At 71.2% G+C, this 24,671-nt stretch carries 18 protein-coding genes; 11 read left to right on the plus strand and 7 right to left on the minus strand.

The genetic code is table 11. The features are described 5' to 3' along the window. Nucleotides 1-21 precede the first annotated feature (21 nt). The 3 genes from ACTMVF_RS20385 to ACTMVF_RS20395 form a co-directional block, all read right to left on the minus strand. The gene (locus tag ACTMVF_RS20385) at nt 22-795 is read right to left on the minus strand and encodes an SDR family NAD(P)-dependent oxidoreductase (RefSeq protein ID WP_441272500.1); all 774 of its coding nucleotides are present in this window, start codon (nt 793-795) and stop codon (nt 22-24) included. Nucleotides 796-838: 43 nt separating this feature from the next. After that, nucleotides 839-2,371, minus strand: a complete 1,533-nt coding sequence (locus ACTMVF_RS20390) for a multicopper oxidase family protein (RefSeq protein WP_441272501.1) — start codon at nt 2,369-2,371, stop codon at nt 839-841. 171 nt (nt 2,372-2,542) lie between these two features. Further along, on the minus strand, nt 2,543-3,211 hold the full coding sequence (locus ACTMVF_RS20395) for an MOSC domain-containing protein (RefSeq protein WP_441272502.1): 669 nt from the start codon (nt 3,209-3,211) through the stop codon (nt 2,543-2,545). A gap of 80 nt (nt 3,212-3,291) precedes the next feature. On the opposite strand from ACTMVF_RS20395, the gene ACTMVF_RS20400 reads away from it, so the two are divergent. After that, entirely contained in the window at nt 3,292-4,203 is a 912-nt protein-coding gene (locus ACTMVF_RS20400; protein ID WP_441272503.1) for a LysR family transcriptional regulator, read from the plus strand. Between the two features lie 66 nt (nt 4,204-4,269). On the opposite strand, the gene ACTMVF_RS20405 is transcribed toward ACTMVF_RS20400, so the two are convergent. After that, entirely contained in the window at nt 4,270-4,599 is a 330-nt protein-coding gene (locus tag ACTMVF_RS20405; protein WP_128433186.1) for a WhiB family transcriptional regulator, read from the minus strand. Between the two features lie 381 nt (nt 4,600-4,980). Here ACTMVF_RS20405 and ACTMVF_RS20410 point away from each other — a divergent pair, with 381 nt between their 5' ends. The 4 genes from ACTMVF_RS20410 to ACTMVF_RS20425 all read left to right on the plus strand — a co-directional run bounded on the left by ACTMVF_RS20410 (nt 4,981) and on the right by ACTMVF_RS20425 (nt 9,403). After that, nucleotides 4,981-5,592, plus strand: coding sequence for a response regulator transcription factor (locus ACTMVF_RS20410; RefSeq protein ID WP_003948568.1), 612 nt, complete (start codon nt 4,981-4,983; stop codon nt 5,590-5,592). A 304-nt stretch (nt 5,593-5,896) separates the two neighbouring features. After that, complete coding sequence (locus ACTMVF_RS20415) at nt 5,897-6,484, plus strand: sigma-70 family RNA polymerase sigma factor (RefSeq protein ID WP_441272504.1); 588 nt, start codon at nt 5,897-5,899, stop codon at nt 6,482-6,484. Nucleotides 6,485-6,638: 154 nt separating this feature from the next. Beyond that, entirely contained in the window at nt 6,639-8,141 is a 1,503-nt protein-coding gene (gene guaB / locus ACTMVF_RS20420; protein ID WP_441272505.1) for an IMP dehydrogenase, read from the plus strand. 137 nt (nt 8,142-8,278) lie between these two features. Further along, nucleotides 8,279-9,403, plus strand: a complete 1,125-nt coding sequence (locus ACTMVF_RS20425) for a GuaB3 family IMP dehydrogenase-related protein (protein WP_301997589.1) — start codon at nt 8,279-8,281, stop codon at nt 9,401-9,403. Between the two features lie 89 nt (nt 9,404-9,492). On the opposite strand, the gene ACTMVF_RS20430 is transcribed toward ACTMVF_RS20425, so the two are convergent. Then, entirely contained in the window at nt 9,493-9,990 is a 498-nt protein-coding gene (locus ACTMVF_RS20430) for a hypothetical protein (protein ID WP_441272506.1), read from the minus strand. A gap of 151 nt (nt 9,991-10,141) precedes the next feature. Next, complete coding sequence (locus ACTMVF_RS20435; RefSeq protein WP_441272507.1) at nt 10,142-11,350, minus strand: nucleotide sugar dehydrogenase; 1,209 nt, start codon at nt 11,348-11,350, stop codon at nt 10,142-10,144. 262 nt (nt 11,351-11,612) lie between these two features. Here ACTMVF_RS20435 and ACTMVF_RS20440 point away from each other — a divergent pair, with 262 nt between their 5' ends. Continuing rightward, nucleotides 11,613-13,319, plus strand: coding sequence for a glycerol-3-phosphate dehydrogenase/oxidase (locus ACTMVF_RS20440; protein ID WP_441272508.1), 1,707 nt, complete (start codon nt 11,613-11,615; stop codon nt 13,317-13,319). A gap of 62 nt (nt 13,320-13,381) precedes the next feature. Here ACTMVF_RS20440 and ACTMVF_RS20445 read toward each other — a convergent pair whose 3' ends face one another. Beyond that, complete coding sequence (locus ACTMVF_RS20445) at nt 13,382-14,449, minus strand: serine hydrolase domain-containing protein (protein ID WP_441272802.1); 1,068 nt, start codon at nt 14,447-14,449, stop codon at nt 13,382-13,384. 209 nt (nt 14,450-14,658) lie between these two features. Here ACTMVF_RS20445 and ACTMVF_RS20450 point away from each other — a divergent pair, with 209 nt between their 5' ends. The 5 genes from ACTMVF_RS20450 to ACTMVF_RS20470 all read left to right on the plus strand — a co-directional run bounded on the left by ACTMVF_RS20450 (nt 14,659) and on the right by ACTMVF_RS20470 (nt 24,669). Beyond that, entirely contained in the window at nt 14,659-16,812 is a 2,154-nt protein-coding gene (locus ACTMVF_RS20450) for a serine/threonine-protein kinase (RefSeq protein WP_441272509.1), read from the plus strand. 185 nt (nt 16,813-16,997) lie between these two features. Further along, nucleotides 16,998-19,637: a protein kinase gene (locus tag ACTMVF_RS20455; RefSeq protein ID WP_441272510.1), complete on the plus strand. Its 2,640-nt coding sequence runs from the start codon at nt 16,998-17,000 to the stop codon at nt 19,635-19,637. Between the two features lie 169 nt (nt 19,638-19,806). Beyond that, nucleotides 19,807-21,594 (plus strand): serine/threonine-protein kinase, encoded by a 1,788-nt coding sequence (locus ACTMVF_RS20460; protein ID WP_441272511.1) that lies wholly within the window; start codon nt 19,807-19,809, stop codon nt 21,592-21,594. A gap of 94 nt (nt 21,595-21,688) precedes the next feature. Beyond that, nucleotides 21,689-22,855, plus strand: a complete 1,167-nt coding sequence (locus ACTMVF_RS20465; RefSeq protein ID WP_441272512.1) for a serine/threonine-protein kinase — start codon at nt 21,689-21,691, stop codon at nt 22,853-22,855. Nucleotides 22,856-22,947: 92 nt separating this feature from the next. Beyond that, on the plus strand, nt 22,948-24,669 hold the full coding sequence (locus ACTMVF_RS20470) for a protein kinase domain-containing protein (RefSeq protein WP_441272513.1): 1,722 nt from the start codon (nt 22,948-22,950) through the stop codon (nt 24,667-24,669). The last annotated feature ends 2 nt before the right edge of the window (nt 24,670-24,671 follow it).

The following is a 24,671-nucleotide window of genomic DNA, read 5'->3' on the forward strand; positions in this document are numbered from 1 at the left end:
ATGACCGAATGCCGAAGCGACTCACTGCGGCCCGTACTTCCGCCCCGTCTTCGAACTGATCCCCCCGAGCAGCCCCCGAGGCACCAGCTTCGTCGCGCCCATCAGCACCTTGTAGCGAGGATCCGGAATGGACAGGGACTTCCCCCGCGCCAGATCCTCCAGCGCCGCGGCCGCGACCTTGTCCGCATCCAGCCACATCCACCCCGGAATGTTGTCCGTCCCCATCCCCGCCCGCTGATGGAACTCCGTCCGCACGAACCCCGGGCACAGCGCCATCAACCGCACCCCGCTCCCGGCCAGATCCCGCGCCGCCCCCTGCGTGAACTGCACGACCCACGCCTTGGACGCGCCGTACGTCCCGCGCGGCACGAAGGCCGCGACCGACGCGACGTTGACGACACCCCCGCGCCCCCGCTCCCGCATCGCCGCCGCTGCCGCCGAGGTCAGCCGCAGTACCGCCTCGCAGTGCACCTTGAGCATCATCAGCTCGTCGGCCATGGAGACGTCGAGATAGCGGCCCTTGTTGCCGAAGCCGGCGTTGTTGATCAGCAGGTCGACGGGGTTCCTGCGGTCGCCGAGGCGGGCGGCGACGGCCTCGATGCCTGCGTCCTGTGCCAGGTCGGCCGTCAACACCTCCGCCTCGATGCCGTGCCGGTCGTGCAGCTCCGTCGCCTGCTCCCGCAGCCTCTTGGTGTCCCGGGCCACCAGGACGAGGTCATGCCCGTCAGCCGCCAGCCGCCGCGCGAACGCGGCGCCGATGCCCGCGGTCGATCCCGTAATCAATGCCGTTGTCATGGCGCAAGATTAGTGACCTGGACTGCGCGTTTCCCCTCCCTGCTCAGCCATGCTGGTGCCCTGAGTGACCGAGTGCCCCGCGTCCCCTCGACGGAGCTCCCGCCCGCTGCCCCTTCTCCGCCACCACGAACTGGCCCATCATCCCCTCGTCCTCGTGATACAGCAGATGGCAGTGGTACATGTACGGCGTGTCCGGATCCGCCGGCCCGGTGAAGCGCAGCGCCAGCTTCATGGCCGTCCCGTTGGGCAGGAACACCGTGTCCTTCGGCCCGCGCAGCGCCGGCGGCGGTGTCTCGCCGTTCACCTCCAGCACTCGGAACTGGACGTCGTGCACATGGAAGTTGTGCGGCATGCCGTTGCTGTTGCGGACCGTCCACACCTCCGTCGTTCCACGCGTGACCGTCTCGTCGACGCGGCCCAGGTCCATCGATCGCCCGTTGATACCGGACCGCTTCAGATCGAAGTGCCTGCCCCGCACCGCATCGGCGCCGTCGGGTGTCTCCAACTCGCCCAGTGCGGTGGGTATGCCGGGCGAGGGCCGCAGCTCTCGGGCCGCCCGCAGCTCCAGGACGTCGAAGGAGTCGTCGCCCCCACCGAACCTTCGCTGCCAGCCGTCCCCGTAGTTGTCTTGCGGAAAGCTGCGCAGCATCACACGCTCACCCGCCCGCATCCGTACGACGATCTCGGCCCGTTCGCCCGGCGACAGCTGGACACGGTCCATCGACTCGGGCCGCTCCAGCAGACCTCCGTCCGTCGCTATCAGCGAGAAGGCGCGGTCGTCCGGGAATCCGAAGGCGTACGTGCGTGCCGTCGAGGCGTTGAGCAGCCGCAGCCGTATGAGCTCGTCGCCGACCGCCCGGTAGGGACGCAGCGTGCCGTTGACCATCGTCCGGTCGCCGAGGAAGCCCACGTTCTGCATGATCCTGCGGTCGCCGTCGAGCTCCGCGCCGTCGAAGCGCACGTCCTGCACGATGACGGGCAGGTCGTCGACGCCATACCGCTTCGGCAGGGCGAGCTTCGTGGACCGCTCGTCGTCGAGGATGAACATGCCGGCCAGACCCTTGCGGACATGCCGTTCGGTCGACCCATGCGGGTGCGGGTGGTACCAGAGCGTCGCGGCGGGCTGGTCCACGGTCCAGTGGGGAGTCCAGGTGCCGCCGGGGGCGATCATCTGGTGCGGGCCGCCGTCCATCCGCGCCGGCAGGTGCATGCCGTGCCAGTGCACGCCGGACGCCTCGTCGAGCCCGTTCGCTATGCGTACGCGGACCTTCTCACCACGGGTCGCGCGGAGTGTCGGGCCGAGGTAGGAGCCGTTGAAGCCCCAGGTCGGGGTCTTCAGGCCGGCCTCGAACTCCGTTTCGCCGGCGCGCATACGCAGGTCGAAGACGCGGGTGCCGTCCTTGTCCACGGACGACTCGGCCAGGGGCGGTATCGCCAGCGCGTTGTCCAAGGACGCCTTGCCGACCGTGCTGACGTCGGCGCCGGTCCACAGCCAGGTGAACAGCCCGCCGACCGCCATCACGAGGACCGTGACGACGGACCCTAGAACGAGGAGGACGCGCTTGAAGCGAGACATGCTTCGAGCGTCCTCGACCGCGGCCCGCCGAACATCCGGGTCGTCCCCCGGACCACCCCGAGTCAACCCCCGCCGCTCGTACGGGGTTTCCCCCTAGGAGCCCTGCCGCGCCTGGGCGACCGCCGGGCGACCGCCGGGTGACCGCCGCATCAGCCGTCGGCCGACGTCCCGTCAGACCCCGTACTTCGCCACGTACTTACGCGCCGCCTCCAACGACTCCGGATGCAGCGCCTCACCCGCGGCCAGCAGCCGCGGCAGCAGCTTCCGCTCCGTCGTGACCGCCCGGAACTGCAGCGCCACCGTCACGTCGTGATCCGGACGGTGGATGATCTCCAGCGCATCGCCGGCCCGGACCTCGCCCGGCTCGATCACCCGCAGATAGGCGCCCGGCGCACCCTTCGCCGTGAACCGCTTCACCCACTGCTTCTCACCCAGGTGGCCCTGGAAGGTGACGCAGGGAATCCGCCCGCACGTGACCTCCAGCACCACCTCGGACCCGATCCGCCAGCGCTCGCCGATCAGCGCGCCGGACACGTCCAGACCGGAGGTCGTGAGGTTCTCGCCGAACCCGCCGTTCGTCAGCGACCGCCCCAGCTCGCGCTCCCAGTCGTCGAGGTCCTCGCGCGCCACCGCGTACACGGCCTGGTCGTTGCCGCCGTGGTGCTGCTTCTTGCACACCGCGTCGCCGGCCAGCCCGCTCCCTCCGATGCCCTTCGGCCCGGGCGCAGCCACCCGTACCGGCCCCGTCACCGGCTGCTTGTCGATGCCGGTCACGCCTTCGGGGTTATCCGTGTACGGCACGGCCTTCGAACGGCCCAGGTTCACAGACAGCAGCTTCATGGCGGCACGGTAGGCCAGGCCTGGCCAAAGCGTCCATGCATTATTCGGCGCCATGCCCAAGGATCACTTATGCTCGATGGGTGATCGAGGCCCGTCATCTCCGTGTGCTGCGCGCCGTCGCCGCCACCGGTTCCTTCTCCGCGGCGGGGCGTGAACTGGGCTGCACCCAGCCCGCCGTCAGCCAGCAGATGAAGGCCCTGGAGGCGTCCGTCGGCACACCCCTGCTGATCCGCAGCGGGCGCGAGATGCGGCTGACCCAGGCCGGTGAGGCACTGGTGCGGCACGCCGCCGGGATCCTGGCGGGACTCACCGCCGCCGAGGAGGAGGTCGCCGCCATCGCCGGGCTGCGGGCCGGGCGCGTCCGCCTCGTCTCCTTCCCCAGCGGCAGCTCCACCCTCGTCCCCACCGCCCTCGCCGCCCTGCGCGCCGCGCACCCCGGCACCCGCGTCTCGCTGGAGGAGGCCGAGCCGCCGCAGTCCGTCGAGATGCTGCGCGAGGGCGACTGCGACGTGGCCCTCGCCTTCCGGTACGAGGGCGCCGCGGGCGTCCCGGAAGGGGAGTGGGACGACCTGGTCGTACGCCCCCTGCTGACAGATCGTCTAGTCGCGCTCGTACCCGAACGGCACCGGCTCGCGCGCACCGCGCCCTCGGGGTCCGTCGCCATCGGGGAGCTCGCGGCCGAGCCGTGGATCGCCGGATGCCCGCGCTGTCGGGGCCAGTTGGTCGAGGTGTGCGAGAGCGCGGGCTTCACGCCCCGTATCGACTTCGCCACCGACGACTACCCGGCGGTCGTCGGCCTCGTGGGGGCCGGCCTCGGCGTGGCCGTCCTGCCCCAGCTCGCCGTCGAGTCCGTACGGCCGCGAGGCGCGCGCATGGTGGCGCTGGAGCCGGCGGTGCGGCGGGAGATCGTCGCGCTCACCCTGCCCGACCTCGCGCAGGTGCCGGCGGTGGCGGCGACGCTCGAACAGCTGACGCGGGCCGCTGCCCGCTAGCGAAGGGCAAGGGCACGGCGAAAGCACGGGCACGCGCGTGTGTGCCCTTCTTGGAGAAACGTTCCTTCAGTTGTGCGGGCCAGCCTCTCCGCTGGTCGTCGACGCCGAGACCAGCCGGTTGCGCGCCCGCCCCATGAGCTCCTCACGCTCGTCCTCGGTCAAGCCGCCCCACACGCCGTACGGCTCGCGCACGGCCAGCGCGTGCGCTGCGCACTGCGCGCGCACCGGGCACCTCATGCAGACCTCCTTGGCCGAGTTCTCACGAGCGCTCCGGGCCGCACCGCGCTCACCCTCCGGATGAAAGAAGAGCGAGCTGTCCACCCCGCGACAGGCAGCCAGGAGCTGCCAGTCCCATAGGTCCGCGTTCGGTCCGGGAAGGCGGGAGAAATCTGCCATTGCGTGACCCCTTGTAGCCGTTCTGGGCGGATACGGTGTCCACGACCGTACATCTACGATCTAAGGAGATGAAAATATGACTCATTGCGAATCTAGCCTCAGACGCCAATAAATGGGAAGAAAAAGGGCTGAATGGGGCATGGGTTGTGATGAAAGGTTGAGGGTCCGTCGTGCATGTCTGCCCCGTGTCCACCCCCTCACGTAGAGTGCCGAAGACGGCATATGGCCCCGTAACTCTTTCGAGTGACCGTCGTTGAGAGGGCGGAGGCGGTTGAAGGAACAAGCGCTCGGGCAGGCGTCCGAGACGGTCGACCGCACAGGTGACGATTTCGTACCAGCCTGGAGGCTCAAGGTGACGTGCATCAGCTGCGGAGGGCGGCCATGACATCCGTCCTCGTCTGCGACGACTCCCCGCTTGCCCGAGAGGCGCTTCGCCGTGCGGTCGCGACCGTGCCCGGCGTCGAGCGCGTGACGACGGCGGCCAACGGCGAGGAAGTCCTCCGCCGCTGGGGCGCCGACCGCTCGGACCTGATTCTGATGGACGTACGCATGCCCGGCTTGGGCGGCGTCGAGACCGTCCGGCGGCTGCTGTCCGCCGACCCAGGTGCGCGCATCATCATGCTCACCGTCGCCGAGGACCTGGACGGCGTGGCTCTCGCGGTCGCCGCCGGTGCCCGCGGCTATCTGCACAAGGACGCCTCGCGCGCAGAGTTGCGCGCCACCGTCACGCAGGCCCTCGCCGACCCCACCTGGCGGCTCGCCCCACGTCGGCTGCGTTCCGCCGAGATGGGCGCCGCGCCGACGCTCACCGCGCGTGAGATCCAGGTCCTCGAGGGCATGAGCCACGGCCGTTCCAACGCCGAGATCGGCCGCGAGCTGTTCCTCTCCGAGGACACCGTCAAGACGCACGCCCGACGCCTGTTCAAGAAGCTCGGCGCCTCGGACCGGGCGCACGCGGTGGCGCTCGGCTTCCGGTGGGGCCTGGTCCGGTAGGTGGGCCTCAGCGGGGGCACGGGAGTCCCCGCCTGCCAACTGGTGGGCGGGGCTGCTTTTCACAGCGTGGGTCGGCGTGTTTACCCCAAGGTGAGCGGTGGTGGCAAAGCGGCCTGCCGGGTGCCCGCTGCTCGTTTCGGCGCGGATGCCGCATCCTTGAGATGTGGAGTCTCTCGGGGACGAGTCGGTCGAGCGGAAGGGGAGGGCGCAGGGGATGAGTGCCGGCGCACCTGCTCATAACGCTTCAGTGCACAACATCGGGCGTGATGCCGCGGACCGTACGGCCGCAAGGCACCATGGACCGATGCGCGACGACGAGGCGGCTTGTGCCCCAGGGGCGATCGGTGCACTCGTCCATCGCGCCGTGGACGGGGACGAGCAGGCCACGCACGATCTGCTCGCGCACGTCCACCCCCTGGCCCTGCGCTACTGCCGCACCAGGCTGTCCCGCCTTCCGGGCGACGCCCGCCACTTCGTCGAGGACCTCGCCCAAGAGGTCTGCGTCGCGGTCCTCCTCGCGCTGCCGCGCTACAAGGACACCGGCCGCCCCTTCGAGGCGTTCGTCTTCGCCATCGCCGCGCACAAGGTGGCGGACCTGCAGCGGGCGGCCATGCGCCACCCCGGCTCGACGGCCGTGCCGTCCGACGAGATGCCGGAACGCCCGGACGACTCCCTGGGCCCGGAGGAGCGGGCGCTGCTGAGCAGCGACGCCGAGTGGGCCAAGAAGCTGCTGGCCAACCTGCCCGAAAACCAGCGGGAGCTGCTGCTGCTGAGGATCGCGGTGGGGTTGACCGCGGAAGAGACGGGTCAGATGTTGGGAATGTCACCCGGCGCAGTACGGGTGGCCCAGCACCGGGCGCTGAGCAGGTTGCGGGCGCTGGCCGAGCAGTAGTGCTCCCCTTGAGCGCGCCCCAAATGAACAGGCTTCTCCGCGGTTCCGTACGAACATACGAAGCCTGAAGCCACCCAGAACCGTGGAATGAGTCAGCCATGCTTCCCGTTAGCATGGACATCCGCACCGATCAAGGCCATTTGGGGAAGGTGTCATGACTGCCAACGTCGACGGAGTGCCCGAGAAATTCGCGACACTCGGGCTGACCTACGACGACGTGCTGCTGCTGCCGGGTGCATCCGAGGTGCTCCCCAACGCGGTCGACACCTCGTCCCGCATCTCCCGCAATGTCCAGGTGAACGTCCCGCTGCTCTCGGCGGCCATGGACAAGGTGACCGAGTCCCGCATGGCCATCGCGATGGCCCGGCTGGGCGGCGTCGGCGTGCTGCACCGCAACCTCTCCGTCGAGGACCAGGTCAACCAGGTCGACCTGGTGAAGCGGTCCGAGTCCGGCATGGTCACCGACCCGATCACGGTGCACCCGGAGGCGACCCTCGCCGAGGCCGACGCCCTGTGCGCCAAGTTCCGCATCAGCGGCGTCCCGGTCACCGACCCGGCCGGCAAGCTGCTCGGCATCGTCACCAACCGGGACATGGCCTTCGAGTCGGACCGCAGCCGTCAGGTGCGCGAGGTCATGACGCCGATGCCGCTGGTCACCGGCCAGGTCGGCATCTCCGGCAGCGACGCGATGGAGCTGCTGCGCCGACACAAGATCGAGAAGCTTCCCCTGGTCGACGAGGCGGGCGTCCTCAAGGGCCTGATCACGGTCAAGGACTTCGTCAAGGCGGAGAAGTACCCCAACGCCGCCAAGGACCCCGAGGGCCGTCTCCTCGTCGGTGCCGCCGTCGGCGCCAGCCCCGAGGCCCTGGAGCGCGCCCAGGCGCTCGCCGAGGCCGGTGTGGACTTCCTGGTCGTCGACACCTCCCACGGCCACAGCAGCAACGCCCTCAGCTGGATGTCGAAGATCAAGTCGAGCGTGGGCATCGACGTGATCGGCGGCAACGTCGCCACCCGTGACGGCGCCCAGGCCCTGATCGACGCCGGTGTCGACGGCATCAAGGTCGGTGTCGGACCGGGCTCCATCTGCACCACCCGCGTGGTCGCCGGCATCGGTGTCCCGCAGGTCACCGCCATCTACGAGGCCTCCCTCGCCGCCCGCCCCGCGGGCATCCCGCTGATCGGCGACGGCGGCCTGCAGTACTCCGGCGACATCGGCAAGGCGCTCGCCGCCGGCGCCGACACCGTGATGCTGGGCTCGCTGCTCGCGGGCTGTGAGGAGTCCCCGGGCGAGCTGCTGTTCATCAACGGCAAGCAGTTCAAGTCGTACCGCGGCATGGGCTCGCTGGGCGCCATGCAGTCCCGCGGCCAGGGCCGGTCGTACTCGAAGGACCGCTACTTCCAGGCCGAGGTCGCCTCCGACGACAAGCTCGTGCCCGAGGGCATCGAGGGCCAGGTGCCCTACCGCGGCCCGCTGGCCAACGTGCTGCACCAGCTCGTCGGCGGGCTGCGCCAGACCATGGGCTATGTGGGCGCGGCGACCATCGGCGAGATGGAGACCAAGGGCCGCTTCGTGCGGATCACCTCCGCCGGTCTCAAGGAGAGCCACCCGCACGACATCCAGATGACGGTCGAGGCGCCGAACTACAGCCGTAAGTGACGGCCACGCGCGCGTGAGGCGTATCGAGGGCGGGCCCGGAGCTTCCGGGGCCGCCCTCGTCGTACCGCTGGGCGGCGCTGTCGTACCCGTCGGCGATACTGGAAGACGCTGAAACGCATCAGGGAAAGGCCACAGACGTGACTGAGATCGAGATCGGGCGCGGCAAGCGCGGCCGCAGGGCGTACGCCTTCGACGACATCGCCGTCGTCCCGAGCCGTCGTACGCGGGACCCGAAGGAGGTCTCGATCGCCTGGCAGATCGACGCCTACCGCTTCGAGCTGCCCTTCCTGGCCGCCCCCATGGACTCGGTCGTCTCCCCGGCCACCGCGATCCGCATCGGCGAGCTCGGCGGCCTCGGCGTGCTGAACCTCGAGGGCCTGTGGACGCGGTACGAGGACCCGCAGCCGCTGCTCGACGAGATCGCCGGGCTGCCCACGGAGGCCGCCACGCGCCGTCTTCAGGAGATCTACGCCGCCCCCATCAAGGAAGAGCTGATCGGGCAGCGCATCAAGGAGGTGCGCGACTCGGGCGTGGTCACGGCCGCCGCGCTCTCGCCGCAGCGCACGGCCCAGTTCTCCAAGGCGGTCGTCGACGCGGGCGTGGACATCTTCGTCATCCGCGGTACGACGGTCTCGGCGGAGCACGTCTCCGGTGCGCACGAGCCGCTGAACCTGAAGCAGTTCATCTACGAGCTCGACGTCCCGGTGATCGTCGGCGGCTGCGCCACCTACACCGCGGCCCTGCACCTGATGCGCACCGGCGCGGCGGGCGTCCTGGTCGGCTTCGGCGGCGGCGCCGCGCACACCACGCGCAACGTCCTGGGCATCCGGGTCCCGATGGCGACGGCGGTCGCGGACGTGGCGGCGGCCCGCCGTGACTACATGGACGAGTCCGGCGGCCGGTACGTGCACGTGATCGCGGACGGCGGCGTCGGCTGGTCCGGCGACCTGCCCAAGGCGATCGCCTGCGGCGCCGACGCGGTCATGATGGGCTCCCCGCTCGCGCGCGCGACCGACGCGCCGGGCAAGGGCCACCACTGGGGCATGGAGGCCGTCAACGAGGAGCTGCCGCGCGGCAAGAAGGTCGACCTCGGCACGGTCGGCACCATCGAGGAGGTGCTGACGGGCCCGTCCCACACCCCGGACGGCTCGATGAACTTCTTCGGCGCCCTGCGCCGCGCCATGGCCACGACCGGCTACAGCGAGCTCAAGGAGTTCCAGCGCGTCGAGGTGACGGTGGCGGACTCGCAGCACCAGCGCTGACGCCGCGCCCGGCTCGAACGGAAGGGGCCCGGACCACCGAGAGGTGTTCCGGGCCCCTACGCGTGCGTGACGCGTGTGCGCGGGACGGCTCAGGCCGCGGCCTTCTTCGCGCCGGAGAACGCGGCGAACGCGCCGATGCCGAGGAAGACGAAGCTCAGCGCGTCCGCCTCCTCGCTCCAGACCTCGGTCACCACGTCCAGGTGGTCGGTGAGGACCGTGGTCACGGAGACGCCGAGCTCCTCGGCGCCGATCGCCGCGATGCCGATGAGCTGGCCGAGGTAGACGGCGCCCAGGGAGAGGATCGCGCTCATCACGGGCAGTGCCGGGTTGGCGCCGCCGACCTTGCCGGCGGCGAAGCCGATGACGAAGCCGACGCCGACGGCGGCGTAGCCGATCTCGTACTCGGTGGCGCCGACGATGCCGCCGTAGATGCCGGCGGTGACCAGGGCCGCGACGACGGCGGCGACGATACCGAGGGCGATGTTGCCCCGCGCAGGCGTAGGCGCGGGCGGCGCCGGGGGCACGGCGTCCGACTTCTGGGCGAACGGGTTGCCGTCGGTGGGCTGTGGCGGCACTGACTGGGTCATGACAGGAATCCCCCCACGGGACTGTGGTCCCCCCACGGGACCTTGAATGAGCGGTGTGACTGCGCACGGTGTGCGATGAGACGCCGAAGAGTAACAGGCAGCCCGCCCCGGTTCGCCAGTGTTTTCGGGGGAGGATCGGTGGTCGCCGTCGTCAGAGCCGGTGTGCCGCCCCCATCGGCGTCGCCCCCCGGGTGTCCAGCAGCAGCTGGGCCTTCACCGACAGGCCCTGGAGGTCGTAGGTGCGGTGCTGCTGGAGCAGGATCGTCAGGTCGGCGTCGGCGGCGGCATCGTAGAGGGAGTCCGCGCGCGGGACCGGGCGGTCCAGGATGCTCCAGGACGCGATGTGCGGGTCGTGGTAGCTCACGGAGGCGCCCAGCTCCATCAGGCGGATCGCGACCTCCTGGGCGGGCGTGGACTGCTGGTCGGCGAGGTCGGGCTTGTAGGTGACGCCGAGAAGGAGGATGCGGGCGCCGCGCGCGGACTTGCCGTGCTCGTTGAGGAGGGTCGCGGAGCGCTGGACGACGTAACGGGGCATCTGGCTGTTGACCTGCTGGGCCAGTTCGACCATCCGCAGGGTGCGGCCCGCGGGGGCGGTGAGCTCCTGTGGGACGGCGTGTCCGCCGACGCCGGGGCCCGGGCGGAAGGCCTGGAAGCCGAACGGCTTGGTCTCCGCACAGCGGATGACGTCCCACAGGTCGACGCCCAAGTCATGGCAGAGGACAGCCATTTCGTTGACGAGGGCGATGTTGACGTGCCGGAAGTTGGTCTCCAGCACCTGCACGGTCTCCGCCTCGCGCGGTCCACGCGCGCGTACCACCTTGTCGGTGAGCCGGCCGTAGAAGGCCGCGGCCGACTCGGTGCACGCGGGCGTGAGGCCGCCGATCACCTTGGGGGTGTTGGCGGGCGTGAAGTCGCGGTTGCCGGGGTCGACGCGGGTGGGGGAGTAGGCCAGGTGGAAGTCGCGGCCGGCGCGCAGCCCCGAGCCCTCTTCGAGGAGGGGGCGCAGGACGTTCTCGGTGGTGCCCGGGGGCACGGGCGACTCCAGGATGACGGTGCTGTGCGGGCGCAGTCGTGCGGCCAGGGTGCGGGCGGCCGCCTCCACCTGGCTCAGGTCGAGCGCGCCGTCCGCGCCGCGCGGCGTCGGCGCGCAGATCACGGCGGTGCGCACGCGGCCGAGCTCGGCGGGGCTGGTGGCGTGCTGGAATCCCCCCGCGAGCATCCGGCGCAGCTCGGCGGGGCTGAGGGAGCCGGCCTCGGGCCCGGTCCGGTAACCGAGCGTGCGGATGCCGGCGGCGACGGCAGCCTGGGCCAGGGGCAGGCCGTACAAGCCGAGTCCGATGACGGCGAGATCTGCGGGCATGGCGTGGGCCGTCCTTCCCAATAACCGAAGCGGGGCGGGTGCGCAAGCCCTGTGGACAGGACGAGGGAGCGCAATGTCAGACTAGGAGTAAATATGACCGATTTGCGGGATTGGACGTTGGCGTTTCCGTGAGTGTTGTCCACAGGCTGGGGGCGAGTGGTGGCTGAAGTCGGGCAACCCGGTCAGAATTTGGGCATGGGGGGTACGAAGCGGGCTTCGCCCGACGGGTGCGGCCTACGCGACCGATGAGCGGGAGGCAGCGGTGAGGACAGCGACACTGGGGCCGGCGGAGCGCGCCGAGTCACTGGCATCCATGGCCGAGCGTGAGCTGGACCTACTGGTCGTGGGCGGTGGCGTCGTGGGCGCGGGCACCGCCCTGGACGCGGCCACTCGCGGACTGTCCACCGGCCTGGTCGAGGCACGTGACTGGGCGTCGGGCACATCGAGCAGGTCCAGCAAACTGATCCACGGCGGCCTGCGCTATCTGGAGATGCTCGACTTCGTGCTCGTACGGGAGGCCTTGAAGGAACGCGGCCTGCTGCTGGAGCGGCTCGCCCCGCATCTGGTGAAGCCGGTGCCGTTCCTGTACCCCCTGCAGCACAAGGGCTGGGAGCGCCTGTACGCCGGTTCGGGCGTCGCGCTCTACGACGCCATGTCGATGGCCCGCGGCCACGGGCGCGGCCTGCCCATGCACCGCCACCTGAGCCGCCGTCACGCCCTGCGCGTCGCCCCGGCCCTGAAGAAGGACGCGCTGGTCGGGGCGCTGCAGTACTACGACGCCCAGATGGACGACGCCCGCTATGTGGCCACCCTCGTGCGCACGGCGGCGGCCTACGGCGCGCAAGTCGCCAACCGCGCGCGCGTGACCGGGTTCCTGCGTGAGGGCGAACGCGTCGTCGGCGCCCGGGTGCAGGACGTCGAGGCGGGCGGGGAGTACGAGATCCGCGCCAAGCAGATCGTCAACGCGACCGGGGTGTGGACCGACGACACCCAGTCGATGGTGGGGGAGCGCGGGCAGTTCCACGTACGCGCCTCCAAGGGCATCCACCTGGTCGTCCCCAAGGACCGCATCCACTCCACGACGGGGCTGATCCTGCGCACCGAGAAGTCCGTGCTGTTCGTGATCCCCTGGGGACGGCACTGGATCGTCGGTACGACCGACACCGACTGGGACCTCGACAAGGCCCATCCGGCCGCGTCCAGCGCGGACATCGACTACCTGCTGGAACACGTGAACTCGGTGCTCGCGGTACCGCTGACAAGGGACGACGTGGAGGGCGTGTACGCGGGACTGCGGCCCCTGCTCGCCGGCGAGTCGGACGCCACCAGCAAGCTGTCGCGCGAGCACACCGTGGCGCACCCCGTGCCCGGGCTCGTCGTCGTGGCCGGCGGCAAGTACACGACGTACCGGGTGATGGCCAAGGACGCGGTGGACGCCGCCGTGCACGGTCTCGACATGCGGGTCGCCGAGTGCGTGACGGAGGACATTCCGCTCCTGGGCGCCGAGGGGTACCGGGCGTTGTGGAACGCGCGGGCGCGGATCGCCGTGCGGACAGGGCTTCACGTGGTGCGGGTGGAGCACCTGTTGAACCGGTTCGGTTCGCTGGCGGAGGAGGTGCTCGAACTCATCGCCGCCGATCCCACGCTGGGCGAACCCCTGCAGTCCGCCGACGACTATCTGCGCGCCGAGATCGTCTACGCCGCCTCGCACGAGGGGGCGCGGCATCTGGACGACGTGCTGACGCGGCGGACGCGCATCTCGATCGAGACGTTCGATCGCGGGACGCGGTGCGCCCGCGAGGCGGCCGAGCTGATGGCGCCGGTGCTGGGCTGGGACGAGGGCCACATCGAGCGCGAGATCGAGCACTACCGGAAGCGGGTGGAGGCCGAGCGGGAGTCGCAGCGGCAGCCGGACGATCTGACGGCGGACGCGGCGCGGTTGGGGGCGCCGGACATCGTGCCGTTGTAGTGCACCGCTTATCACTCGAACGGGTGGCTGAAGCTGGGATCTCTGCTCGAACCTCGGCCGTTCTACCAGGTGCGAGGGCAGAACTCGGCGGCGAGCAGCCGGGGTTCGAGACCGGGATCTGCGATCGCCGTCGTGTTCACCCGGAGTGTGAGGACGCGACGACCGCCGACGGTGGCCGCGGAGCGCACGTAGCTGCCGGCGATGCGCCCGGTGTGCCCCCACACGACGGTGCCGCACGGCAGTTTCATGGGAAGGAGCCCCATGCCGTACGAGCCATGCGCGGCACGGGTGTCGAGCATCTCGCGCAGCCAGTGCGGGGGCAGCAGCCGGCCGCCGAGCAGTGCGGCGTAGAAGCGATCGAGATCGGCGAGCGTCGTCACCAGCTCGCCCGCGGCGCCGGCCACCCGCGGGTCGAGTTCGGTGACGTCGGTCCCGTCGGCGGCGTAGGCGCGGCCGTGCGGCAGGGGAAGAGAGGTGCGGGATCCAGGAAAGGAGGTGCCGGTCAGACCCAGCGGAGCGATGATGCGGCGCTCGGCCTCGGCGGCGTAGGAGCGGCCGGTGACCTGTTCGATGACCAAGCCGAGCAGGACGTAGTTGGTGTTCGAGTAGGAGAAGCTGCCTCGATCGGCAGGGGGGTGGGCGAGTGCGATGCGTACGGCCTGAAGCGGCGTGACGGGGACGGTGCCCCCGGTGTCGGCGGTGAAGTCGTACAGACCGCTGGTGTGGGTCAGCAGGGAACGAAGGGTCAGCGCGCGCCCGTCGTTGCCCGACCCGCGTACTAGGCCCGGCAGATGCTGCTCCACCGTGTCGGCAAGGGACAGCCGTCGTTCGGCGGCCAGTTGAAGGACGACCGTCGCGAGGAAGGACTTCGTGATGCTGCCGGCGCGGAAGTGGTCGGTGGGGGCGATGCCCTGGCCGGCCTGGGCGTAGCGGGTGCCGGTCTCCTCGCGGGCCAGCAGGGCCGCGGTGGGTGCCTTGCCCTTGGTGACGAGCAGCGGAAGGAGGGTGCCCGTCGCCCATACCGGGGGCGCCGAGGAGGCGATGGGGGCCAGACCGAGGAGTGCCACGGACACCAGCCCGAGGAGGGAGAGGGACACAGGAATGCCCAGTAGCGTCCGAAACGGCGGCATCGTCGGTCGCGCCATGCGGGTTCCTTTCCTTGTGGCGGCTCATCATGCCGGGCGGCGGAATGTTCGATTCAGCTGGGCTCGGGTGCATCGGGGCCGAGAGGTTCGTGCCTTGCGATGGCGTGGTGGTGCGACGGGCACCCTGGGCGTTGGGCACTTGTCGGGTGAGAGACAATGGAGCCTCTGTCAGGGCGGGTTGTATGAGGGGACGCATGTCGGAGGCGGAGCGGGCGGGGACATCTCGTCAGGACACTCGTCAGGACAACCGCGAGCGTCTCCTGGCGGGGCGGTATCGGCTGGGCGATGTGCTCGGCCGCGGCGGTATGGGCACGGTGTGGCGTGCCGAGGACGAGACCCTGGGGCGGACGGTCGCCGTCAAGGAGTTGCGGTTCCCGTCGAACATCGACGAGGAGGAGAAGCGGCGACTGATCACGCGCACGTTGCGTGAGGCCAAGGCGATCGCGCGGATCCGCAACAACAGTGCGGTGACGGTGTTCGACGTGGTTGAAGAGGACGACCGGCCGTGGATCGTGATGGAACTCGTCGAGGGCAAGTCGCTCGCCGAGGTCATCCGCGAGGACGGCCTGCTCGAGCCGAAGCGTGCGGCCGAGGTCGGCCTGGCGATCCTCGACGTGCTGCGGTCCGCGCACCGCGAGGGCATCCTGCACCGCGACGTGAAGCCGTCGAACGTCCTGCTCGAGTCAGACTCCGACCGGGTCGTGCTCACCGACTTCGGCATCGCCCAGGTCGAGGGCGACCCGTCCATCACCTCGACCGGCATGCTCGTCGGCGCGCCCTCCTACATCTCTCCGGAACGGGCCCGCGGTCACAAGCCGGGCCCGGCGGCCGACCTGTGGTCGCTGGGCGGACTGCTGTACGCGTCGGTCGAGGGTGTGCCGCCGTACGACAAGGGCTCCGCGATCGCGACGCTCACTGCGGTGATGACCGAGCCGTTGGAGGAGCCGAAGAACGCGGGGCCGCTGAAGGACGTCATCTACGGCCTGCTCACCAAGGACCCCGCCAAGCGGCTCGACGACGCCGGTGCGCGGGCGATGCTCAACGCCGTCATTCACGCGCCCGAGCCCAAGGACGAGCCGGAGCCGGCGCTGGACGTGACGCGGGTCGTGCCGTTGCCGCCGCAGCCGGACGGGCCTGCGGACAAGGGCCGTTCGGGCGCGGGGTCTGGGTCCGGTTCCGGGGGCAAGCGGGGCGAGGAGGCCGGGGAGCGGTTGCGCGGGGCGCTGCGTTCCGTGCGGAAGGCCGCGGTGAGTGCGGGGGCGGCAGGGGCGGCGGCCGCCGCTCGTACCAAGTCCGGGAGTGAGACGACTGTCTCGGAGCCCGGTGGTGGAGCGGCCGGCGGTTCGTCCACGGGCGTGGGCGGGGCCGGGGCGTCGGCGACGACATCCGCGACGGCGGGGGAGTCGGGCCGGGCTTCCGGTGCCAAGGATGGAGCGGCTGCCGGGGCCGACAGCAGCGCCGGTTCCGGTGCCGGACAGCGGGATGCCCGGACGGTGAACGAGAAGAGCGGCGCCCGGAGTTCGGGGTGGCCCGTGGTGCCGCCGCCGGATCTGCCGCCGCGGCCCGTGCCGCGGGCTCCGCTGACCGATGTGGTGCCGAAGCGGACGCTGGTGATCATCGCGGTGGTCGTGGTGCTGGCCGTGATCGGAGTGGTGCTGGCCTTCGTGTTCGACGGGGACGGCGACGGGTCGAAGGCGTCCGCGAGTGGTGGCAAGCCCAAGGCCTCGGCCAGCGCGGGTGCGAGTGCCGACACCAAGGAGGACGAGAGAGGCGGCACTCACACGGACGGTGAGGCGACCGAGTCCGCGGACTCCGGTGCGGGGTCGGGATCCGGCAAGGAGACCGGAAGCAAGCCGAGTGCTGGGGTGAGCGCGACCGGCGGGAGCGGTGCCGAGGCGGGATCCGGGAGCGACAGCGGGGCCGCGGAGACCCACAAGGGGGGCCAGGGGTACTCGATCGGGCTGCCCAAGGGGTGGAAGTTCCAGTCCACGGGGTCGGCGGGGGACCGGTTCACCGGGCCGGACGGGCAGAAGCTGCTCGTCGCCTGGACGTCCGCCCCGAAGGGTGACCCGGTGACGGACTGGAAGAACCAGGAGCAGTACATGGTGCGCTCCCAGTACAAGAGGATTCGCATAGAGGCGGTGGACTACCGCGGCTGGAACACGGCCGACTGGGAGTTCACCTATACCGAGGGCGGTACCAAGTACCGGACGATCGACCGTGGGTTCGTGGTGAACGACGATCTCGGATATGCGTTGATGTACACCGCGAAGGCCAGCAATTGGGGCAGCGACCTACGCAAGGACACATGGCGGACGTTCACGGACACGTTCAAGCCGAAGTCGTGATCTGAGCGGCTCTCGGTTCGGGGCCGCGACGGACAGGGGCGAACGGTGAGATACGGCAACCCCTCTTTGCGGGTTGCCTACGGCACGTATCGTGAATGCTTGCGGACCGTACGCATCCAGTCGCGCGTCCGGAACGGGACGCAACACGAGCGGAATTGACCAGCCGGGCGGCCGGGGGAGGCAACGTGGACGACTACGCGGGTCGGGTACTCGCCGACCGCTACCGCCTGCCGCTGCCGCCCTCCGACGAGTACGAACTCACCGAGTCCCGGGCCTTCGACACCTACAGCGGGCAGGAAGTCCTCGTCCGGCAGGTGCCGTTGCCGGAGGTCGTCGAGGCGGAGGTGCTCGATGCGGAGGGGCTGCCCGACGGGTTCACCGCCCGGGACGCGCGGGAGCGGGGGACGGGGCGACGGCCCTCGGGGCGGTCGAGTACGCGCCGGCCGAGTGATCCCGCCGTACGGCGGGCGGTCGAGGCGGCGCAGGCCGCGGCACGGATCCCCGACCATCCGCGGCTGGACCAGGTCTTCGACGTGTTCGCCGAGGGCGGTTCGCTGTGGATAGTGAGTGAGTTCGTGGCCGCGCGTCCGCTGGCCGCGTTGCTCGCCGAGCAGCCGCTGACGCCGTATCGGGCGGCCGAGGTCGCCTCCGACGTCCTCATGGCGTTGCGGGTGCTGCACGCGCATGGTTGGGTCCACCGGAACATCACCGCCCGTACGGTGCTCGTGTGCGACGACGGCCGGGTGATGCTGACCGGACTCGCCGTCGGCGCCGCGGAGGAGGCGCTGTGCGGGTACGACCCGGTGCCGGTCGAGGACGGTGACGGGGGCGGCGGGGCCGCGACGTTCGGTGGTGCGGGTGGCCCCGGGGCGCCCGGTCGACCCGCGGCGGCGGCCGGGGGCGATGGGTCCGGCGTCGGTGGTACGGATCCCGAGGCCGCTCGGCGTGCCGCCATCGAAGCGCGTGCGGCCGGGGGGCTGCCGGTGCCCGGCGCCGACGCCGGCCACGGGACAAGGGACTCGGCGGCGGCGAGCGGTGCCTTGGAGACCGGCGGGGACGTCAGGGCCGCGCGGGCCGGGGCGATCGCCGCGTATCGGGCGGGCGCCCGTGCCGCGGCCCGGGTGCAGGAGGGCCAGCAGAACGGACGCGTCGCGTTGCCCGGCGCCCGCTCGGCGCCCGAAGGCGACCCCGCGTCCCGGACGAACGGCGCGGCGCAGCAGCCGTACCCCTCCGGCAACGGCATCACCACGCCCTCGGGCCAGATCGCCGACCCGTACGGCGTGCAGGCCACTCCCTGGCACGGCGCCGCGCCGCGCATCGGGCTCGGCGGCGCACCGACGGAAGAGAGCCCCGAGCGCACGGCCCTGCCTCCGGCGGGCCAGGGCGCCCAGCCCGGCACCGGCGGCTTCCTCCCCACCCAGGGCGGGGTCCCCACCCAGGGGCACTCCGCGCCCGGCCCCACCCCCACCACAGGCACCCCTGCCCCACCCCCGGCCGTCCCCGCCCCGACCCGCTGGAACGAGCTCGTAGCAGACACCCCCGGCCATCGGGGCCCCACCCGAGGCCCCACCAGCGCGCTCGCCGCGGAGCGAGCCCGGCAGGCGCGGATGGCCGTGGTCGGGCCCGTGACCGAGCGGTGGGCGCCGGAGCAGGCCGGGCCCGTGCACGAGAACTGGCAGCTCGCCGCGCCGATCGGGCCCGCGACCGACCTGTGGGCGCTGGGGGCACTGCTCTTCCGGGCCGTGCAGGGGCATGCGCCGTATCCGGAGGAGTCGACGGCCGATCTGGTGCAGCTGGTGTGCGCGGAGCCGCCCGCCTACGCCGAGGAGTGCGGGCCGCTCAGGCCGGTCGTGGAGTCGCTGCTGCGTCAGGACCCCATCGAGCGCCTGGACTTCGAGGAGCTGCGGGGCTGGCTGCGCTCGCTGGTGCGGTCCGCGCCCGAGCCGGAGGCAGGCGCGCATGTCGTCGCCGCTCCGCCGGCCGACCCGAACCGGCTGCCGATCGTACGGCGCCGGGGCGAGCTGGTGCGCCGGCGGCGGGCCGGGCTGCCCGCGCATCACGGGCGGCACAAGCGGGCCAAGCAGGAGAGCGCCTCGCCCCGCAGGCTGGGGCGTACGTTGCTGCTGCTCGTCCTGCTCGGTATGGCCGCGGCGATCGCGTACGCCATGCTGTTCATGCCGAAGGCCGACAGCGGCAACGGCGGTACCGCGGACGCCGATCGCACCGGAGCCGCCGGGGCCACTCAGGCGGCGCCCGAGCAGTCCGCCGAGGCGAGCAGTGAGCCGAGGCCCGACCAGACCACCCCCGGGTCCGGCAACAGCCCCTCGAAGTCGGCTGGTTCCGACGAGACGCAGACCTCCGGCCCCGAGGTCCCCGACGGTTTCACCCTGCGCGAGGACGCGGCCGGCTTCCAGATCGCGGTGGCCAACGGATGGGACCGCACCCCGGAGAACGGGCGAGGGCAGGTCGTGTACTCGCACGGCGACTTCGACCTCATCGTCGTACCCGGCCGGGACACCGCGGACGAGTACGGCAGCGACCCGATGGTGTACCAGCGGGAGCACGAGCGTGAGTTGCAGCCGTACCGGGACTCCAGCTGGGCCTCGTCCGGCGGGCTGAAGACGATCCGGGTCGGCGAGCGGACCATGGCCGAGGGGCAGTTCACCTGGACCGACGACCAGGGGCGTGAGCTGTTCGTGCGGAACGTCGCGATCCTGATCGGCGGGCGGTACCACGTGGTGCAGTTGCGCGGGCCGGACGCCGAGCGGGACGAGGTGACGCGGCTGTTCGAGCAGGCGTCGGCGACTTACCAGGTCACCGGCTGAACCAGGTCACCTGCTGAACCCGCCTGTCGACCCTGTGTGATGGTTGCGTCCCGCTCGCGAAAGCGAGAACCATCACAGTGCGGTCTCCTTGGTACCCCCGCGGTTCCCGTCCCCTCCGCCGGTCCCTAATCTGACCCTGTCAAGAGCATTGCGGGGCAACGTGAATCAGATGCAGGGCCAGCTCGTTTCGGGGCGCTACCGGCTCGCCGACGCGATCGGCAGCGGCGGTATGGGCCGAGTCTGGCGTGCGCATGACGAGGTGCTGCACCGGGCCGTCGCGATCAAGGAGCTGACCGCAGCGCTCTACGTCTCCGAGAGCGACCTGGAGCGGCTGCTCGTGCGCACGCGCGCCGAGGCACGGGCCGCCGCGCGCATCAACCACTCCGCCGTCGTCACCGTGCACGACGTCCTGGAGCACGACGGCCGGCCGTGGATCGTGATGGAGCTGGTCGAGGGGTACTCGCTGGCCGACGCGGTCAAGGAGAGCGGACGTGTCGAGCCGACCGAGGCCGCCCGTATCGGACTGTGGGTGCTGCGGGCGTTGCGCGCCGCGCACGCCGCCGGAGTCCTGCACCGCGACGTCAAGCCCGGCAACGTCCTGCTCTCCGAGGACGACGGCCGCGTACTGCTGACCGACTTCGGCATCGCCCAGATCGAGGGCGACACCACCATCACCCGCACCGGAGAGGTCGTCGGCTCGGTCGACTACCTCGCCCCCGAGCGTATCCGCGGCCACGACCCGGGCGCCTCCTCCGACTTGTGGGCGCTCGGCGCGACGCTGTACACGGCGGTGGAGGGGCGTTCGCCGTTCCGCCGCACCTCGCCGCTGAGCACCATGCAGGCGGTGGTCGACGAGGAGCCCGCCGAGCCGCAGCACGCCGGCCCGCTCGGGCCCGTGATCACCGCCCTGCTGCGCAAGGATCCGGCCACCCGGCCCGACGCGGCCGAGGCCGAGCAGATGCTGGCCGAGGCGGCGGAAGGACGGCGGCCGAGCACGGCGCAGGCGTACGTGCCGACGCAGCACACCCGGTACGAGCCGGAGGCGCGCGCGGGGGGCGCGCACAGCGGGACGGCGGCGGGCTCCGGGGCAGCTGCGGGCACCGGGGCGGAGGCGGCGACCGGTACGCCGTATCCCCCGTTGACCGGCCGGACGCCGACGGGTACGCCGTACCCGCCGATGACCGGCCGGACGCCGACCGGCACGCCGTACCCCCCGATGAACGGCCCGACGACAGGCGGCCAGCCGTACGACATCTCGGGCGCCGGCGCCGTGACCGCCGGGCCGCACCGGCCGCGCCGTCGGCTGCGCACGCTCGCCCTCCTTGTCGCGTTCGCCGCGATCGTCGGCGGGGGCACCGCGGTGGTGCTGCGGCAATGGTGGCCGCAGAGCGTTGACGGCACGTCCGCCTCGACCTCGACCTCGACTTCGACCTCGCCGAGCGCCTCGCCGACCGAGGCCCAAGGCCCGGAGGGCGGTGTGCCCGCGTCGTGGGAGCAGGTCGACGACCCCCTCGGGTTCAGCCTGTACCTGCCCAAGGGCTGGAAGCGGGACGAGGTCGGCAGGGAGATCGGCGGCCTCCGACAGGTCGACTACACGCCCGACGGCGGCGAGCACTTCGTCCGCATCGCCGTCGACACCTCGCCGGACTTCGCGAATGCCTACGACCACCAGCGCGACCTGGAGGAGCAGGTGGGGCGGCGGCTGGTCGCGTACCGGACGGTGTCCCTGGAGGAGAACCTCTACCGCGACCGCGAGGGCTCCCTGTGGGAGTACACGTGGACCGCGCGGGCCGAGGACACAGCCTTCCCCGGGCCGCGCCGCGCCATCGACCAGGCGTACATCGACCGGGACGGCACGGAGTACGCGATCTACATGTCCTCGCCGGCGGCGGACTGGGCGGCCACGCGCACACAGTTCACCGCGGTACTGAAGGGCTGGCGGCCGGGCGGCTCCTGAGGCTCTTTGCCGCGTTGCGGAGGCTTTGCGGCTTTGCATAGTTGGCCGATCGGCGCCCCGGAGTCGATCCGTCCGGTGCGGCATGATGGGGCGCATGGGGACCGAGGGCGCCAACTTCCGTGTGATCGCGGGGCGTTACCGCATCGAGGCGAAGCTCGGTCGCGGCGGCATGGGCGTCGTATGGCGGGCGACCGACCAACTGCTCGGACGGCAGGTGGCCGTCAAGGAGATCCCCCTCGACGAGACGCTCTCCGCGGCCGAGGCCCGGCGACAGCGCGAGCGCACACTGCGCGAGGCCCAGGTGGTGGCGCAGTTGAGCCACCCGCACGTCATCGTCGTCCACGACATCCTCGAGGACGACGAACGTCCGTACATCGTCATGGAGTTGATCGACGGCGACTCCCTCGCCGACCGCATCGCGGCACACGGGCCCGTCGACGCCTACGAGGCCGCCCGGATCGGCGTCGACCTGCTGAGCGCGCTGCGCACGGCGCACGCCGCCGGGGTCCTGCACCGCGACATCACGCCGGCCAACGTGCTCATCGAGAACGGCACCGACCGCGTCGTCCTCACCGACTTCGGCATCGCACAGATGGCCGGCACGTCCACGCTCACCGAGTCCGGGTCCTTCGTCGGCTCGCCGGAGTACACCGCGCCCGAGCGGATGTCCGGGGCCAGGACCGGTCCCGCCGCCGACCTGTGGTCGGTGGGTGCGCTGCTGTGTGCGGCCCTGAGCGGCGAATCGCCGTTCCGGCGCGACTCGTTGAGCGGCATCGTGCTCGCCGTCGTGTCCGACGAGATCCGTCCGCCCGCGCAGGCGGGGCCGATCCTGCCCGTCGTCCAGGGGCTGCTGGAGCGGGATCCTGGGCTGCGGCTGGACGCGGCGGGGGCGGAGCGGATGCTGCGGGAGTTTCTGGAGACCGGGCTGGCGCCTGCGCCGAAACGGTTCGACGGCGCGCAGCGCCGGTACTCCACGCGCAGCGTGCTGGCCGCCGCGATGCTGGTCGCCGCGATGGCGGTGGCGGGGGTGTCGGCGGCGGCGCTGCTGGCGGACGGGGGCGGGGACGGGGGTGTGGTGCCGACCAGTTCGGCGCCCAAGGTATCGGTGAGGCCGTCCAGTACCTCTCCCTCACCGAGTACGCCTCCCCCACCGAGTACGCCTCCCTCACCGAGCGCGTCTCCCTCACCCAGTACCTCTCCCGCACCCAGTACCTCTCCCTCATCGAGTACTCCGACTCCTTCGCCCACCAACTCCGAATAAAGGGGAGATAAGTGGCGACCTGAGTCACGGCTCTGTGACCGGAAAGCATTCCCGCTGGATGCCGAAGCGCTTGCCGCGATATTGATGGAGCCATGAGCAGCAACGGGGGAGTCCCTAACCGGTCCGACGAGCCGACGAGTTTCGAACTGCAACCGCCGCAGACGAACCCGCCCGCGCCCGTGCCGCACCCGGACAATCCATACGCGGCACCCACTCGGGTCGTACCGCAGCAGGGCGCGCCGGCATCACAGCCCGCGGTTCCCGTGCGGCCAGCCCCTGCCCCCACCTCCGCTCAACCCGCCCAGCCCACCGCCCCCGACCCCGGCACCGGCAGGCTGATCGCGGACCGATACCGGCTGCTCGCCAAGCTCGGGCACGGCGGCATGGGCACGGTCTGGCGGGCCAAGGACGAGACAGTGGACCGCGAGGTCGCCGTGAAGGAGCCTCGCGTACCGGATCATCTTCCCGAGCGCGAACGCGCGAACGCTTTCGAGCGGATGCGCCGCGAGGCACGCGCCGCGGCCCGGCTCGATCATCCGGCGGTCGTGAACGTGCACGACGTCGCCGTCGTGGACGGCCGCCCCTGGATCGTGATGGAGCTGGTGCAGGGCCGTTCGCTGGGCGCCGCGTTGCAGGAGGGCACGCTCGGTGCCCGGGATACGGCGAGAATCGGCCTCGAAGTGCTCGGCGCGCTGGAGGCCGCGCACGCGGCGGGCATCCTGCACCGGGACGTGAAACCGGACAACGTCCTGCTCGGCCGCCACGACCGCGTCGTCCTCACCGACTTCGGCATCGCCCAGATCGAGGGCGAGACCAATCTGACCGACACCGGCGGCTTCGTAGGCTCGCCCGAGTACATCGCACCGGAGCGGGTGCTGGGCCAGCGGCCGGGCCCGGCGAGCGACCTGTGGTCCCTGGGTGTCGTCCTGTACGCGGCGTCGGAGGGCGTCTCGCCGTTCCGCCGCAGCAACACCCCGGCCACCCTCCAGTCGGTCCTCAACGCCACGCCCGCACCGCCCGCCTCGGCCCAGGGCCCGCTCGCCGATGCCATCAACGGCCTGCTTCAGAAGGACCCGGCGCGCCGCCCGAACGCCGCGCAGACGCGGGCGCTGCTGGAACAGGTGGCCAACCCGCCGGCGCCGGTCCCCGCCACGCAGGTCGTGCGGATCCCCGAGGACGTCAAGGGCATCAAGGGCGGCGTCCGGCTGGGGCGCAAGGCGCTGCTCGGGCTCGGCGCGGCCGTCGTCGCGGCCGCGGTGGCGGCGTATCTGGTGATCGCCGATCCGTTCGCGGGGCCGTTGCCGGACCACTGGAAGATCCGCGAGGAGACAGCCCTCGCCGCCTCGCTGGCGGTGCCCGAGGGCTACAAGCGGGGTGTGCCCGAGGACACGGACGACGACCACTGGGTGACGTACACCGACGAGAGCGGTGCGATCTCGATCGGCCTGAGGCTCGACAAGAAGGCCGAGGACACCAGCAACACGATCGCCGGTTCCGCGGCCGCCGAGATGTACGAGGACGACGGCGACTACAAGGAGAACGGCTACTACGAGGCGAGCATGCCGGCGAATCCGAACACGGACCCCAAGCAGACCACGTACCAGGGCCACAAGTCCGCCGAGAACACGATCGTCTACACCACCACCGACACCCAGAACCCGCGCCCGCGCGAGATGAGGATCTTCTACTACAAGACGTCGGCCGGGGACATGTACAAGCTCACCGTCAGCTATCCCGGCAAGGGCGATTTCACGGACCGAGGACGCGAGGTGGCGCAGACGGCCATCGACAACCTGGAGATCGACAAGCTCTGAAC

Origin of the sequence: Streptomyces sp. SD31 (assembly GCF_052068475.1) — a bacterium.
GTDB lineage: Bacteria > Actinomycetota > Actinomycetes > Streptomycetales > Streptomycetaceae > Streptomyces.

Bases quoted from the DNA above. Each gene is read 5' to 3' on its own strand.
- ACTMVF_RS20405 (WP_128433186.1), bottom strand. From the start codon at position 4,599: ATGGCAGATTTCTCCCGCCTTCCCGGACCGAACGCGGACCTATGGGAC.
- ACTMVF_RS20450 (WP_441272509.1), top strand. From the start codon at position 14,659: ATGTCGGAGGCGGAGCGGGCGGGGACATCTCGTCAGGACACTCGTCAG.
- guaB (WP_441272505.1), top strand. From the start codon at position 6,639: ATGACTGCCAACGTCGACGGAGTGCCCGAGAAATTCGCGACACTCGGG.
- ACTMVF_RS20460 (WP_441272511.1), top strand. From the start codon at position 19,807: ATGCAGGGCCAGCTCGTTTCGGGGCGCTACCGGCTCGCCGACGCGATC.
- ACTMVF_RS20430 (WP_441272506.1), bottom strand. From the start codon at position 9,990: ATGACCCAGTCAGTGCCGCCACAGCCCACCGACGGCAACCCGTTCGCC.
- ACTMVF_RS20410 (WP_003948568.1), top strand. From the start codon at position 4,981: ATGACATCCGTCCTCGTCTGCGACGACTCCCCGCTTGCCCGAGAGGCG.
- ACTMVF_RS20385 (WP_441272500.1), bottom strand. From the start codon at position 795: ATGACAACGGCATTGATTACGGGATCGACCGCGGGCATCGGCGCCGCG.
- ACTMVF_RS20435 (WP_441272507.1), bottom strand. From the start codon at position 11,350: ATGCCCGCAGATCTCGCCGTCATCGGACTCGGCTTGTACGGCCTGCCC.
- ACTMVF_RS20415 (WP_441272504.1), top strand. From the start codon at position 5,897: ATGCGCGACGACGAGGCGGCTTGTGCCCCAGGGGCGATCGGTGCACTC.
- ACTMVF_RS20465 (WP_441272512.1), top strand. From the start codon at position 21,689: ATGGGGACCGAGGGCGCCAACTTCCGTGTGATCGCGGGGCGTTACCGC.
- ACTMVF_RS20445 (WP_441272802.1), bottom strand. From the start codon at position 14,449: ATGCCGCCGTTTCGGACGCTACTGGGCATTCCTGTGTCCCTCTCCCTC.
- ACTMVF_RS20390 (WP_441272501.1), bottom strand. From the start codon at position 2,371: ATGTCTCGCTTCAAGCGCGTCCTCCTCGTTCTAGGGTCCGTCGTCACG.
- ACTMVF_RS20470 (WP_441272513.1), top strand. From the start codon at position 22,948: ATGAGCAGCAACGGGGGAGTCCCTAACCGGTCCGACGAGCCGACGAGT.
- ACTMVF_RS20395 (WP_441272502.1), bottom strand. From the start codon at position 3,211: ATGAAGCTGCTGTCTGTGAACCTGGGCCGTTCGAAGGCCGTGCCGTAC.